13 protein-coding genes are annotated in these 13,215 nt (G+C 65.3%); 1 reads left to right on the forward strand and 12 read right to left on the reverse strand.

Annotated elements, in window-relative coordinates; translation table 11 throughout:
• Nucleotides 1-125: 125 nt before the first annotated feature.
• The 4 genes from ACE10X_RS43995 to trpA form a co-directional block, all read right to left on the reverse strand.
• Nucleotides 126-866, reverse strand: a complete 741-nt coding sequence (locus ACE10X_RS43995) for a metallophosphoesterase family protein (protein ID WP_375763878.1) — start codon at nt 864-866, stop codon at nt 126-128.
• A 149-nt stretch (nt 867-1,015) separates the two neighbouring features.
• Complete coding sequence (locus ACE10X_RS44000; protein ID WP_038382636.1) at nt 1,016-2,359, reverse strand: folylpolyglutamate synthase/dihydrofolate synthase family protein; 1,344 nt, start codon at nt 2,357-2,359, stop codon at nt 1,016-1,018.
• Nucleotides 2,356-3,297, reverse strand: a complete 942-nt coding sequence (gene accD / locus ACE10X_RS44005) for an acetyl-CoA carboxylase, carboxyltransferase subunit beta (RefSeq protein ID WP_038382637.1) — start codon at nt 3,295-3,297, stop codon at nt 2,356-2,358. Before accD ends, ACE10X_RS44000 begins: the two co-directional genes overlap by 4 nt.
• A 104-nt stretch (nt 3,298-3,401) precedes the next feature.
• Entirely contained in the window at nt 3,402-4,238 is an 837-nt protein-coding gene (gene trpA / locus ACE10X_RS44010; protein ID WP_038382638.1) for a tryptophan synthase subunit alpha, read from the reverse strand.
• Between the two features lie 72 nt (nt 4,239-4,310).
• Here trpA and ACE10X_RS44015 point away from each other — a divergent pair, with 72 nt between their 5' ends.
• The gene (locus ACE10X_RS44015) at nt 4,311-4,655 is read left to right on the forward strand and encodes an endonuclease domain-containing protein (RefSeq protein ID WP_038382639.1); all 345 of its coding nucleotides are present in this window, start codon (nt 4,311-4,313) and stop codon (nt 4,653-4,655) included.
• Nucleotides 4,656-4,734: 79 nt separating this feature from the next.
• Here the strand turns inward: ACE10X_RS44015 and trpB are convergent, their stop codons facing one another.
• The 8 genes from trpB to aroA form a co-directional block, all read right to left on the reverse strand.
• Nucleotides 4,735-5,952: a tryptophan synthase subunit beta gene (trpB, locus tag ACE10X_RS44020; protein ID WP_038382640.1), complete on the reverse strand. Its 1,218-nt coding sequence runs from the start codon at nt 5,950-5,952 to the stop codon at nt 4,735-4,737.
• A complete protein-coding gene (locus ACE10X_RS44025) occupies nt 5,949-6,608 on the reverse strand; it encodes a phosphoribosylanthranilate isomerase (RefSeq protein ID WP_038382641.1) in 660 nt (219 codons plus the stop codon). The genes trpB and ACE10X_RS44025 overlap by 4 nt, the downstream gene beginning before the upstream one ends.
• A 75-nt stretch (nt 6,609-6,683) precedes the next feature.
• Nucleotides 6,684-7,070, reverse strand: a complete 387-nt coding sequence (locus tag ACE10X_RS44030) for a lipopolysaccharide assembly LapA domain-containing protein (RefSeq protein ID WP_038382643.1) — start codon at nt 7,068-7,070, stop codon at nt 6,684-6,686.
• 84 nt (nt 7,071-7,154) lie between these two features.
• Entirely contained in the window at nt 7,155-7,484 is a 330-nt protein-coding gene (locus ACE10X_RS44035; protein ID WP_016847379.1) for an integration host factor subunit beta, read from the reverse strand.
• A gap of 174 nt (nt 7,485-7,658) precedes the next feature.
• The gene (gene sppA, locus ACE10X_RS44040) at nt 7,659-8,636 is read right to left on the reverse strand and encodes a signal peptide peptidase SppA (protein ID WP_028341705.1); all 978 of its coding nucleotides are present in this window, start codon (nt 8,634-8,636) and stop codon (nt 7,659-7,661) included.
• 412 nt (nt 8,637-9,048) lie between these two features.
• On the reverse strand, nt 9,049-10,758 hold the full coding sequence (rpsA, locus tag ACE10X_RS44045) for a 30S ribosomal protein S1 (RefSeq protein WP_018269280.1): 1,710 nt from the start codon (nt 10,756-10,758) through the stop codon (nt 9,049-9,051).
• Nucleotides 10,759-11,151: 393 nt separating this feature from the next.
• Nucleotides 11,152-11,781, reverse strand: coding sequence for a (d)CMP kinase (gene cmk / locus ACE10X_RS44050; RefSeq protein WP_018269281.1), 630 nt, complete (start codon nt 11,779-11,781; stop codon nt 11,152-11,154).
• The gene (gene aroA, locus ACE10X_RS44055; protein ID WP_304557383.1) at nt 11,778-13,115 is read right to left on the reverse strand and encodes a 3-phosphoshikimate 1-carboxyvinyltransferase; all 1,338 of its coding nucleotides are present in this window, start codon (nt 13,113-13,115) and stop codon (nt 11,778-11,780) included. The genes cmk and aroA overlap by 4 nt, the downstream gene beginning before the upstream one ends.
• Nucleotides 13,116-13,215 lie beyond the last annotated feature (100 nt).

Below are 13,215 nucleotides of genomic sequence, written 5' to 3' on the forward strand. Positions count from 1 at the left end.
CGGCGATGAGCCGGCCGTTTTGTTTGCGCGCTTCGTAGCCCGGATGGAGCGCAGCGCAATCCGGGAATGCCATGCCCGCGGATGTCGCGGTCCCGGATTTCGCTGCGCTTCATCCGGGCTACGGATCAGCGAATCCATCCCGTCGCCAGTGCCGAGGCGAGTTCGGCCTGGCCGTGCTGGCGCGCCAGCGCCGCCATTGCCGCGTGGTCGTAGGGGATGTGGCGGAAGGTAACGTCCCAGCCACCATCGACCCGCTCGAGGATCGCGTAGCGCGCATCGGGCGAACCGGCCTCCACGACATGCGGATGCGGCTTGCCGACGCGATAGCCGGGCGAGCCGACGCTGCCGGGATTGACGATCAGCCGGCCGTCGCGAAGCCGCACGGCGCGCGCAGTATGCGTGTGTGCGCAGAGGATCAGCGGCTGCCCCACGCCGGCGGCCCTCGTCTCGATCGCTTCCAGCGAGGACATGCAGACTTCGCCGCCCGGCAATACCGTCTCGAGCCAGTAGGTCTCGTCATCCTGGGGCGTTGCATGACAGAGGAAAACCTCGTCGCGATAGATCGAATTCGCCGGCAGCGTGCGCAGCCAGTCGAGATGCCGCGGCTCGAGCTGGGTATAGGTCAGCCGCTCCCAGGAACCCATTTTGTCGTGCGGACGGTCGATCAGATAGCGGTCGTGATTGCCGAGCAGATGGACCGCATCGAGCGCCATCAGCATATCGATGGTGGGCCGGGCGTCGAGCGGACCGCTCACCATGTCGCCGAGGTCGACGATGTCCCGAATTCCCTGCGCACGAATGTCCGACAGGACGGCTTCGAGCGCGAGATGATTGCCGTGGATGTCGGCGATCGCAGCAAAGCGCATGGTGTGTTGTCCTCCCGTAGCCCGGATCCAGCGAAGCGTAATCCGGGAGGGCTTCCGTGACGGATTGAAAGGCCCCGGATTTCGCGGAGCCTGTCATCGGGCGCGCGTTCGCGCGACCCGTTGGCTCCATCCGGGCTACGACACCGCCATCATGCAGGAGGCGTGCCGTTGGCCGCAAGCACCGGGCCGGCGAGATACAGCGAGCCCGTGATCAGGATGCGCGGCGGCACCTCATAGGCCAGCATCGCAAGCCGTTGCAGCGCGGCGGCGACGCCATCAGCGATCTCGACCCGCATGCCGAGCGCTCGCGCGGCGTCAGCGAGCCTGTCCGGCGCCATGCCGTTGTCGCGGCCGGGCACCGGGACCGCGATGATGTGGCGGGTCAGTCCGGCGAAATTGGCGAGGAAAGCGTTGGCGTCCTTGTTGGCCATCATCCCTGCGATCACGACCAGCGGCCGCGACACGCGCTCCTCGAGATCGCCGAGCGCCGCGGCCGCGACGCGGCCGCCCTCGGCATTGTGCCCGCCATCGAGCCAGACCTCGGAGCCCTGCGGCCCCTGGCCGACCAGCGCGCCGGAAACCAGCCGCTGCATTCGCGCCGGCCATTCCGCATTGACGATGCCGGCTTCAAAGGCCGCGATGTTGAGTTTGAACTTGTCGATCGCGCGCAGCGTCGCAATCGCGAGGCCCGCATTGTCGAACTGGTGCCGGCCGAACAGTTTCGGCGCGGCGAGATCCAGCAGGCCGCGCTCGTCCTGATACACCAGCCGGCCGCGCTCGACGCCGACATGCCATTGCTGGCCGGCCGCATGCAGCGGCGCGCGCATGCGGTTCGCCTCCGCCTCGATCACGGCCATCGCATCCGGCGCCTGCTCGGCCGAGATCACCGGCACCTTGCGCTTGATGATCGCGGCCTTCTCGCCGGCGATCGCCGTCAGATTGTCGCCGAGGAATTCCATGTGGTCCATGCTCACCGGCGCGATCACCGAGGCGAGCGGCGCCTCGACCACATTGGTCGAATCGAGCCGGCCGCCGAGCCCGACCTCGAGCAATGCGACGTCGGCAGGATGCCTGGCGAACAGACAGAACGCCACCGCCGTTTCCATCTCGAAGATGGTGATGGGACTATCGGCGTTGACGTGCTCGCAGTGCTCGAACGTCTCGCGCAGCTCATCGTCACCGACGAGCTTGCCGCCGCCTGTGGCGCCCAGCCGGTAGCATTCGTTGATCCGCACCAGATAGGGCGAGGTGAAGACGTGCACGCGCAGGCCCGACGCCTCCAGGATCGCGCGCAGATAGGCGATGGTCGAGCCCTTGCCGTTGGTGCCGGCGACATGGATCACCGGCGGCAGCTTGCGCTCGGGATGATCGAGCCGCTCTATCAGGCCGCGCATGCGATCGAGGCCGAGATCGATGCGCCTGGGATGCAGCGCCGATATCCGCGCGATCAAGGCCTCGAGGGAGGCCTGCGGTGAGGCGGCGCTGGCGGTCACGCGTGCGGCGCGGCCGGCACCGTCTCCGGCGCCGTGACGATCTGGGCCGGCTCGGTGACTGCGGCCTTGGGCTTCGATGCGGATTCAAGCGGCGGCGCCTTGGTCAGCAGGCGGCACAGTCGCGCCAGCGTGGCCTTCATCTCGTGGCGGTGCACCACCATGTCGACCATACCGTGCTCGCGCAGATATTCGGCGCGCTGAAAGCCGTCCGGCAGTTTTTCGCGGATTGTCTGCTCGATCACGCGCGCGCCGGCAAAGCCGATCAGCGCGCCGGGCTCGGCGATCTGGATGTCGCCGAGCATCGCATAGGACGCGGTGACACCGCCGGTGGTCGGATTGGTCAGCACCACGATGTAGGGCTGGCGCGCCTCGCGCAGCATCTGCACGCCGACGGTGGTGCGCGGCATCTGCATCAGCGACAGAATGCCTTCCTGCATCCGCGCGCCGCCGGATGCGGCGAACACGATGAAGGGCGACTTCTTCTCGACCGCGAGCTCGAGCCCGCGCACCATGGCTTCACCGGCAGCCATGCCGAGCGAGCCGCCCATGAAATCGAAATCCTGCACCGCGACCACGACGCCGGCGCCCTCGAGCTTGCCGTAGCCGACCTTGATCGCGTCGTTCAGCCCGGTCTTGGTGCGGGCGTCCTTGATGCGGTCGACATATTTGCGCTCGTCGCGGAATTTCAGCGGATCGGCCGTCACCTCGGGCAGCGCGACGTCGAACCAGGTCTCGTTGTCGAAGATCGACTTCAGCCGGGCCACCGCGCCCATGCGCATGTGGTAGTTCGAGCCGGGGATGACGAACTGGTTGGCCTCGACGTCCTTGTAGAACACAAGCTGCCCGGAATCCGGACACTTGATCCAGAGGTTTTCCGGCGTCTCGCGGCGCAGGATGTTGCGGATCTTCGGCCGGACGACGTTGGTGAGCCAATTCATGGTTCGCTCCGAAATGCGGATCGGTTCCGCACCAGCTGGATATATGGCGGGCCGGGCGAGCCCGGCAAGCCGCCATTGGCGGCCTTGTCGCCGCAAAATGTGGCTTATTCAGCGGCCTGCTTGGCGCCCCGGACCCCCTGCGCCAGCGCCGACACCAAGTCCGCCACCGCGCTCACGGTCTTCGGCGTCGCGCGGCCCTCGGCATCGAGGTTGGCGCGCACCACATCGACGATCGCAGTGCCAACCACGGCGCCGTTGGCGTTCTCGGCGATCGCGCGCGCCGTCTCCGGGGTGCGGATGCCGAAGCCGACGCAGACCGGCAGCTTGGTGTGCCGCTTGATGCGGGCCACGGCTTCGGCGACCACCTTCGAATCGGCCGTCGCAGCGCCGGTGATGCCGGTGATCGAGACGTAATAGACAAAGCCCGAAGTGTTCGCGAGCACCGCCGGCAGGCGCTTGTCGTCCGTGGTCGGCGTCGCCAGCCGGATGAAGTTCAGCCCGGCCTTCATCGCGGGGATGCAGAGCTCGGTATCTTCTTCCGGCGGCAGGTCGACGATGATCAGGCCGTCGACGCCGGCGGTCTTGGCATCGGCCAGGAAGCTGTCGACGCCGTAGATGTAGATCGGATTGTAGTAGCCCATCAGCACGATCGGCGTGGCGTTGTCCTCCTTGCGGAAGTCGCGGACCATCGCCAGCGTCTTGCGCAAGGTCATGCCGCCCTTGAGCGCGCGCAAACCGGCGGCCTGGATCGAGGGGCCGTCGGCCATCGGATCGGTGAAGGGCATGCCGATCTCGATGACGTCGGCGCCGGCCTTCGGCAGCGCCTTGAGGATGTCGAGCGAGTTCTTGGCGTCGGGATCGCCGGCCATCACGAAGGTGACGAAAGCGGAGCGGCCCTGCTGCTTCAGCTCGGCGAAACGTGCGTCGATACGGGTGGTCATGGTGTGACAGTCGCTGTGCTATACCTCTCCCCTCCGGGGAGAGGTCGGCTGCGCAGCAGCCGGGTGAGGGGGATGGAGCGATTCAAGGCGAGAGCGCGAAGCCTCCGGGCGTCACAGACGAGCGCCGAAGCGAAGCTTTGGCAGGCACTGCGCAACCGAAGATTGGCGCGATGGAAATTTCGTCGCCAGCACCCGATTGACCGGTACATTGTTGATTTCGTTACGCTTGACGGCAAGCTGATCGTTGAAGTCGATGGTGTGACGCATTCAACGTCATCAGAGATGAAACGCGACCAAGCGAGGACGGAAGTCCTTGAAGCTTGCGGCTTTCTCCTCGTTCGGGTCTCCAACACCGACGTGTACAAGAATCTCGAAGGCGTACTTGAGATGATAGAAACATCGCTCCGGTTCGAGTGAGCGGAAAGACCCCTCACCCGGCTGCTGCGCAGCCGACCTCTCCCCAATGGGGAGAGGTAAGAGAAACGTCCCCGGCCTTTCACTTCTTCCTGCCCTTCAAGATGTCGCCGACCTGCGGCACGTCCTTGTCGCCGCGGCCCGAGAGGTTGACCACCATCAGGTGATCCCTGGGCCGCTGCGGTGCGAGCTCGGACAGTTTCGCGATGGCGTGCGCCGATTCCAGCGCGGGGATGATGCCCTCCAGCCGCGACAGCAGTTGGAATGCGGCCAGCGCCTCCTCGTCGGTCGCCGAGAGATACTTCACGCGGCCGGTCTCGTGCAGCCAGGCGTGCTCCGGGCCGATGCCAGGATAATCGAGGCCCGCAGAGATCGAATGCGCTTCCTCGATCTGGCCGTCGGCGTCCATCAAGAGATAGGTGCGGTTGCCATGCAGCACGCCGGGACGCCCGCCGGCGAGCGAAGCGGCATGCAGTTGCGTCAGTCCGTGACCGGCTGCCTCGACGCCGAAGATCTCGATCAAGGGATCGTCGAGGAACGGATGGAACAGGCCCATCGCATTGGAGCCGCCGCCGATGCAGGCGATCAGCGAATCCGGCAGGCGGCCCTCGGCCTCCTGCATCTGCTTGCGGGTTTCGTGGCCGATGATCGACTGGAAATCACGCACCATCATCGGATAGGGGTGCGGACCCGCCACCGTGCCGATGCAATAGAAGGTGTCGTGCACGTTGGTGACCCAATCGCGCAGCGCGTCGTTCATCGCGTCCTTCAGCGTCCGCGCGCCCGACTGCACCGGGACGACCTTGGCGCCCAGCATCTCCATGCGGATCACGTTCGGCTGCTGCCGCTCGACGTCGACCGCGCCCATATAGACCACGCATTCGAGCCCGAACCGCGCGCACAGCGTCGCCGTCGCCACGCCGTGCTGGCCGGCGCCGGTCTCGGCGATGATGCGCTTCTTGCCCATGCGGCGCGCGACCATGATCTGGCCGAGCACATTGTTGACCTTGTGCGAGCCGGTGTGGTTGAGCTCCTCGCGCTTCAGATAGATCTTGGCGCCGCCGAGATGCTGGGTGAGCCGTTCGGCGAAATAGAGCGGCGAGGGCCGGCCGACATAGTCCTTCAGATAGACGTTCATCTCGGCCTGGAACGCCGGATCGGCCTTGGCGTCGGCATAGGCCTTTTCGAGATCGAGGATCAGCGGCATCAGCGTTTCCGCGACGAAGCGTCCGCCGAAAATGCCGAAATGCCCGCGCTCGTCTGGGCCGCTGCGGAATGAATTGGGCAGGTTTGGATTCATCGAACCATCAGTTCTTGGGTTGCGCGCGCGGCGCGGATGAAGGCGCGGATCAATTCGGGATCCTTGACGCCGGGCGTGCCCTCGACGCCCGACGAGACATCGACGCCGCCGGCGCGCGTGACGCGGACAGCTTCAGTGACGTTGTCGGCGTTGAGCCCGCCGGAGACCATGTAGGGCAGCGCGAGATCGAGATTTTCCAGCACGTGCCAATCGAAGGGCGCGCCGAGGCCACCCGGCCGCGTGGCATCCTTCGGCGCGCGGGCATCGAACAGGATACGGTCGGCGACGCCGGCATAGCCCGGCAGCGGGGCGAGATCGGCTGCGGTCTCGACCGGCAGCGCCTTCATCAGCGGCAGGCCGAACTTCGCCTTGATATCGCGCAGCCGCGCCGTGGTCTCCTTGCCGTGCAATTGCAGGATATCCGGCCGCAGCGTCTCGACGATGTTCTCAAGCGTCGCATCGTCGGCATCGACGGTCAGCGCGACCTTGACGGCGCGGCCCTTGGCACGGCTGCCGAGCTCGCGCGCGGTCTCGAGGCTGATGTGACGCGGCGACGGCGGAAAGAACACGAACCCCACCATGTCGGCGCCGCCCTCAAGCGCGACGTCGAGCGTCTCGCACGTGGACAGGCCGCAGATTTTGACGAGCAGGGGCATGGTCTCGAAACGGGCCTCAAAACGGGTTTTCGGGCGGCCGGAACCGGGGTGGACCCCGGTCCGACGGGGCGGGTTCTACAACGTCGCGCCCTGCTTGTCTCGCCCGGCGGCCCCGTAAAAGCCTGATAGGGCCGCGGCGGGACGGCGCTGCGCGTCGTCCCGGGAGGCGGCGGCCCTGAGGTCGGCGAGCTCGGCGCGGACGTGACGGGCGTCGGCCTCGTGCTGCCGGGCGGCGCGGCGCCAGCGCCCTTGCTTGAACCAGGTTCCGATGCCGCCCGCGATCACGCCCAGGATCGCGGAGGCGATGATGACGACGAACAGCGGCAGCGTGACCGCAACCGTGGGGGTCACCGAATTGAAGGGATCGAACGACACCGTCACCCAGTGGCGGTTGGCGACTGCAAAAATGATGAAGATCAGTCCGAGCGGAATGACGACCACTGCCGTGAAAAACTTTCGCATGACCATCTCTCGCAGCGATGGAGCAAATGCGGGCGTATCGCCCGCAACACGGCAACGCCTGACGTCGCGCCTTACGCGTCGACCTTAAGCATCAGCCTTGGGCGCATCGACCTTGGCGGCGCCCGCCTCGGTCACGTCGCGGTTGAGGCGCTCGCGCATTTCCTTGCCGGTCTTGAAGAACGGCACGCTCTTCTGGTCGACCGGCACATGCTCGCCGGTGCGTGGATTGCGGCCGGCGCGCGCCGGGCGGTGCTTCACCGAGAATGCGCCAAAACCGCGCAGTTCGACACGGTCGCCACGAGCCAGCGCCGCGACGATTTCATCGAGAATCGCATTCACAATGTTCTCGACATCCCGCTGGTAGAGATGCGGGTTGTGCTCGGCGATACGCTGAACAAGTTCGGATTTGATCATCGAAAGTGGGATCCGGGCTCTTGCGGAAACCCATTTCCGTGAAAATGCCGTGCACTGTCAAGACGCTAAATCGATTTAGAGCGTCGTGAAATCACGTGACAAATAGCCCAATTGGGGCATGCAGCGATTCCCGCAGAGCGGGAATAGCCTGACGAGCACGCCCTTGGCAGCCGATCAGTTGGTTCCAGCCGGGCTCCACAGCGCCAGCATGCCGTCAAGCCCGAACCGGTCGACTGCCTCGGCCACGCCACCCTGCTCGATCCGCCGCGCGATCGCGCCAAGACCGAACGCATCGAGCGTCACGGACGCCGCCGTGCGCAGGAAGGTCAGGTCGCCGAACCGCGGATTAAGCTTGTAATTGCGCACCGGCAGGTCGCTTTTGACCTTCTTCTCCGCAACCAGCCAGGCGATCGCGGTCTTCTCGTCTCCCAGCTGATCGACCAGCTTGAGATCGACCGCCTGCCGGCCGGTGAAGACGCGTCCGTCCGCGACCTTCTCCAGCAGGGCATCGTCCATGCCGCGCCGTTGCTTCACCAATCCACGGAACCATGCATAGGAGTCCTTGACGAGACCGTCGATCGCGGCGCGAGCCTCCGGGCTGGTCGGCTCGAAGCCGTTGGGCGCCGCCTTCAGCGGGGAAGATTTGATCTCCTCCATTTTCACGCCGACCGTCTTGAGCAATTCCGAAACGTTCGGATACTGGAAGAGCACGCCGATCGAGCCGACCAGCGAGGTCTGCTGGGCGACGATATGATCGGAGGCGATCGCCGTGATGTAGCCGCCCGAGGCGGCCAATCCCTCGACCACGACGACAAGCGGCTTCTTCGCCTTCAGCTGCATCAGCGAGTCGTAAAGCTGCTCGGAGCCCGCCGTGGTGCCGCCGGGCGAATTGATGTGCACGACAACAGCCGCATAGCTCGACTTGCCGAGCCGCTCCAGCGCCTCGACGCGATCCTGGTCGCTGCGGATCAGTCCGTCGATATTGACCCGCGCGATCGTGTTCGATGTCGAAAAGGTGCCGCGTCCGCCGGCGGCAACCACGCCCACGCCGACGATGGCCGCGATCGCAATGACCGCGGCGGCGACGCGCCAGAACGTCAGTTTGCGCCTGATGCGGCGGCGATCGACGATCACGTCTGAATCCAGCGACATCCGATCTCTCCAGAAATGGTCAGCGCGCAATCCGCGCGTTTTGCAGTCGCAGCGTCACTATCAGCTTAGCCAAATACATCAATTGCGACGCAATATGAAGAAAACAAGGCTCCAACCTCCCCTTGAAAAGGGGAGGTCGCTTTGCTCGCGAGAGCAAAGCGGGTGGGGATCTGCGCCCTCCACATACAGCGTCAGTCGCGGCTGACCCCCATCCCGACCTTCCCCCTTTCAGGGGGAAGGAGAAGACAAATCCGTAGCCCGGATGGAGCGAAGCGTAATCCGGGAGGCTTCAGCAGCACGGATAGAAAGTCCCGGATTGCGCTTCGCTCCATCCGGGCTACGCGGCAAGACCCACAAAAAGGGCCCCGGCTTGCGCCGGGGCCCCGATTGTTCGCCTCAATCGCACGAACGCTTACTTGTCGGTGCCGCGGTTCTTCAGCGCGGTGCCGAGGATGTCGCCAAGCGTCGCACCCGAGTCGGAGGAGCCGTACTGCGCGATGGCTTCCTTCTCTTCGGCGACTTCCAGCGCCTTGATCGAGACCTGCACCTTGCGGGCCTTCTTGTCGAACTGGATGACGCGGGCATCGACCTTCTCGCCGACGGCGAAGCGCTCGGCGCGCTGGTCGTTGCGGTCGCGGGCCAGCTCGGACCGCTTGATGAAGGTGGTGAACTCGGTGCCCGAAATCCGGACCTCGATGCCGCTCTCCTTCACTTCGAGCACTTCGCAGGTCACGACCGCGCCCTTCTTGACGTCGCCCGGCTCGGCGAAGGGGTCGCCTTCGAGCTGCTTGACGCCGAGCGAGATCCGCTCCTTCTCGACATCCACATCGAGCACCACGGCCTTGACCATGTCGCCCTTCTTGAAGTTGTCGATGACCTGCTCGCCCGGAAGCTTCCAGTCGAGGTCGGAGAGGTGGACCATGCCGTCGACATCGCCCTCGAGACCCAGGAACAGACCGAACTCGGTCTTGTTCTTGACCTCGCCCTCGACCACCGAACCGACCGGGAACTTCTCGACGAAGACTTCCCAGGGATTACGCATGGTCTGCTTGAGGCCGAGCGAGATGCGGCGCTTGACCGAATCCACTTCCAGCACCTGCACTTCGACTTCCTGCGAGGTCGAAACGATCTTGCCAGGGTGCATGTTCTTTTTGGTCCACGACATCTCGGAGACGTGGATCAGGCCTTCGATGCCCGGCTCGAGCTCGACGAACGCGCCGTAGTCGGTGATGTTGGTGACGCGGCCGGTGAAGCGGGCACCCAGCGGGTACTTGGCTTCGATACCCTGCCACGGATCATCCAAGAGCTGCTTCATGCCGAGCGAGATGCGGTGCGTCTCGTGGTTGATCTTGATGATCTTGACCTTGACCGTCTGGCCGATGGTCAGCACCTCGGTCGGGTGGTTGACGCGGCGCCAGGCGATATCGGTCACGTGCAGCAGGCCGTCGATGCCGCCGAGATCAACGAACGCACCGTAATCGGTGATGTTCTTGACCACGCCGTCGATCACCTGACCCTCTTCGAGGTTCTGCACCAGCTCCTGGCGCTGCTCGGCGCGGGTCTCTTCGAGAACCGTGCGGCGCGACACCACGATGTTGCCGCGGCGGCGGTCCATCTTGAGGATCTGGAACGGCTGCGAATTGTTCATCAGCGGCGCAACGTCGCGGATCGGACGAATGTCGACCTGCGAGCGCGGCAGGAAGGCCACCGCACCGTCGAGGTCGACCGTGAAGCCGCCCTTGACCTGGTTGAAGATGACGCCGTTGACCTTTTCGTTGTTCTGGAACGCTTTCTCGAGCTTGCCCCAGCTTTCCTCGCGGCGCGCCTTGTCGCGCGACAGCACGGCTTCGCCGAGCGCATTCTCGATACGGTCGAGGAACACCTCGACTTCGTCACCGACCTTCAGATCGCTTTCACGGCCGGGGCCGGCGAATTCGCGCAGCGCAACGCGACCTTCGGTCTTCAGGCCGACGTCGATGACGGCCATGTCCTTCTCAATTGCAACCACCTTGCCCTTGATGACGGAGCTTTCCTGCAAATTGCCGCCGGCAAAGGATTCATCAAGCATCGCCGCGAAATCATCGCGGGTGGGAGTATAGGAAGACGCAGAATTCGAAACCATTTGTTCTCCAGATGCGGGATCTCGCCGGCAGTTCGGGTTGATGGGCGCACCGTGCGTGAAGTGTCAGGGCTCCGCAAACCCTGACGACCGCTTATTGCAGGAGGTGCAACAGCGGGCCGGCAGCAAGACTGCACGTTCGGTACGTATGATTGATCCGGAGCCTGAAACGAAAATATCGACTGCAAGACCTGGGAGCGGGCGTTCCTCCAGATGCGGCGTTGGTTTCGTTTGAGATTGGTTCAAACCCATCGCCGGCCCGCTCAGACACGGCCTCGACATGGTCGATGCTGCTCCGAACGGCGCTGATATAGCCCTGCAGGCTGCTTTCGGCAAGCAGGAAATGCCCCATTTTGCTGGGTTTTCGGGCCGAAAGCGCCGCGACGGCCCGCGATTCTAGCGCCTGGCGCGCGCGGCCTCGACGATGGCGATGGCGGCGCGGACGCCGGCCTCGATGTCCAGATTGGAATTGTCCAGCGTGTGGGCGTCCGGAGCCGGCCGCAAGGGTGCAATCGCCCGGTTCTTGTCCCGCTCGTCGCGCTTGAGGATGTCGGCGAGCACCGCCTCTTCGTCGGCGTCCTCGCCGCGGGCGCGCGCCTCCAGTGTGCGCCGCCGCGCCCGCACGCGGGGGTCGGCGACCACGAAGATCTTCACGTCGGCATCGGGGCAGATCACGGTGCCGATGTCGCGTCCATCCAGCACCGCACCGGGCGGATCGGCGGCGAACTGGCGCTGAAAGTTCACCAGCACCTCGCGAACCTGCGGAATGGCCGACACCACCGAGGCGGCATCGCCGACCTTCTGGGTCTTCAGGATCGGATTGCCGAACTTTTCGGGGTCGAGCTCGAGCGCCGCAGCCACGGCCAGCACCTCGTTGCTGAGCTCGGCACCGGCTTGCATCATCGCATAGGCCACCGCGCGGTAGATCACGCCGGTGTCGAGATGGCGGTAGCCGTAGTGGTGGGCGAGCCGCTTGCCGAGCGTGCCCTTGCCCGAGGCGGCGGGTCCGTCGATGGCGATGATCATGCGAAATCAGCTCCGAGCGCGCGCATCATCGGGATGAAATCCGGAAAACTGGTGGCGATGAAGCCGGTATCATCGATCTTCACCGGCCGATCGGAGGCGCAGCCCATCACCAGCGCCGACATCGCGATGCGATGGTCCATATGGGTGGCAACAAGACCGCCGCCTGGAACATGGCCGCGGCCCTCGACGATCAGATCGTCGCCGGACACCTCGACCTTGACGCCGTTGACCCGCAGCATGTCGGCGGTTGCTTCAAGGCGGTCGGATTCCTTGACGCGCAGCTCATGCAGGCCGCGCATGATCGTGGTGCCCTCGGCGAAGGCGGCCGCGACCGCCAGCACCAGATATTCGTCGATCATCGACGGCGCGCGCTCCGGCGGCACCTCGACGCCCTTCAGCTTCGAGGCCCGCACCCGCAGCTGCGCCATCGGCTCGCCGGCATCGCCGCGCACATCGCTCTCCTCGATCGAGGCGCCCATCTCGCGCAGCGTGCTGAACAGGCCGGTGCGCAGCGGATTGGTCATCACGTCGGAGAACACGACGTCGGAGCCTTCGACGATCAGTGCGGCCACGATCGGGAACGACGCGGAGGACGGATCGGCGGGCACCACGACGTTGGCGCCGTGCAGCTCGGGCTCGCCGTTCAGCGAGATTCGCCTGCCGTGGCTGCCTTCCTTCTCGGAGGAGATCTCGGCGCCGAAATGCTTCAGCATCAGCTCGGTGTGGTCGCGGCTCGCCTCCTGCTCGATCACTGTGGTGATGCCGGGCGCGGAGAGCCCCGCCAGCAACACCGCGGACTTGATCTGGGCCGAGGCGACTGGCGTCTTGTAGACGATCGGCACCGGATAGCGGGCGCCGTGCAGGGTGAGCGGCAGCCGGCCGCCCTCCCGGATGTCGCTGGTTCGGGCGCCCATCAGCTCCAGCGGGTCGAGGATGCGGCGCATCGGCCGCGAGCGCAGCGAGGCGTCGCCGTCGAAAATGGCCGCGATCGGGCAGCCGGCCACCGCGCCCATCACCAGCCGGCAGCCGGTGCCGGAATTGCCGAAATCGAGCGGCGCGGCAGGCTGGGCGAAGCCGCCGACGCCGACGCCTGCGACCGACCAGGTAAACGGCGCCGTCCGCTCCACTTTCGCGCCCAGCGCGCGCATGGATTTGGCGGTATTGAGGACGTCCTCGCCCTCCAGAAGGCCGGAAATGCGGGTTTCGCCGACCGAAAGCGCCCCCAAGATCAGCGCACGGTGGGAAATCGATTTGTCGCCGGGAACGCGGACGGTGCCGGCCAGGGGGCCGCACGTGCGCGATTCCAGCGGGGTCGGGGTGTCAGATTGGGCCAAGATTGTGTCCTCTCGCGCCGCGGCAGGTATCACATAGGCAACACCACGTCACGCGCCCGTCACTTGCGCGCAAACCGCTATTGACAGCAGCCTCTCAACT

Source organism: Bradyrhizobium sp. Pha-3 (assembly GCF_042258325.1).
Lineage (GTDB): Bacteria > Pseudomonadota > Alphaproteobacteria > Rhizobiales > Xanthobacteraceae > Bradyrhizobium > Bradyrhizobium elkanii.

Coding starts and splice junctions, on each gene's coding strand:
- ACE10X_RS44025 (WP_038382641.1), bottom strand. CDS start 6,608: ATGCCCCTGCTCGTCAAAATCTGCGGCCTGTCCACGTGCGAGACGCTC.
- rpsA (WP_018269280.1), bottom strand. CDS start 10,758: ATGGTTTCGAATTCTGCGTCTTCCTATACTCCCACCCGCGATGATTTC.
- accD (WP_038382637.1), bottom strand. CDS start 3,297: ATGAATTGGCTCACCAACGTCGTCCGGCCGAAGATCCGCAACATCCTG.
- sppA (WP_028341705.1), bottom strand. CDS start 8,636: ATGTCGCTGGATTCAGACGTGATCGTCGATCGCCGCCGCATCAGGCGC.
- trpA (WP_038382638.1), bottom strand. CDS start 4,238: ATGACCACCCGTATCGACGCACGTTTCGCCGAGCTGAAGCAGCAGGGC.
- ACE10X_RS44015 (WP_038382639.1), top strand. CDS start 4,311: ATGGAGCGATTCAAGGCGAGAGCGCGAAGCCTCCGGGCGTCACAGACG.
- cmk (WP_018269281.1), bottom strand. CDS start 11,781: ATGATCATCGCCATCGACGGACCCGCCGCCTCGGGCAAGGGCACGCTC.
- trpB (WP_038382640.1), bottom strand. CDS start 5,952: ATGAATCCAAACCTGCCCAATTCATTCCGCAGCGGCCCAGACGAGCGC.
- ACE10X_RS43995 (WP_375763878.1), bottom strand. CDS start 866: ATGCGCTTTGCTGCGATCGCCGACATCCACGGCAATCATCTCGCGCTC.
- ACE10X_RS44035 (WP_016847379.1), bottom strand. CDS start 7,484: ATGATCAAATCCGAACTTGTTCAGCGTATCGCCGAGCACAACCCGCAT.
- ACE10X_RS44030 (WP_038382643.1), bottom strand. CDS start 7,070: ATGCGAAAGTTTTTCACGGCAGTGGTCGTCATTCCGCTCGGACTGATC.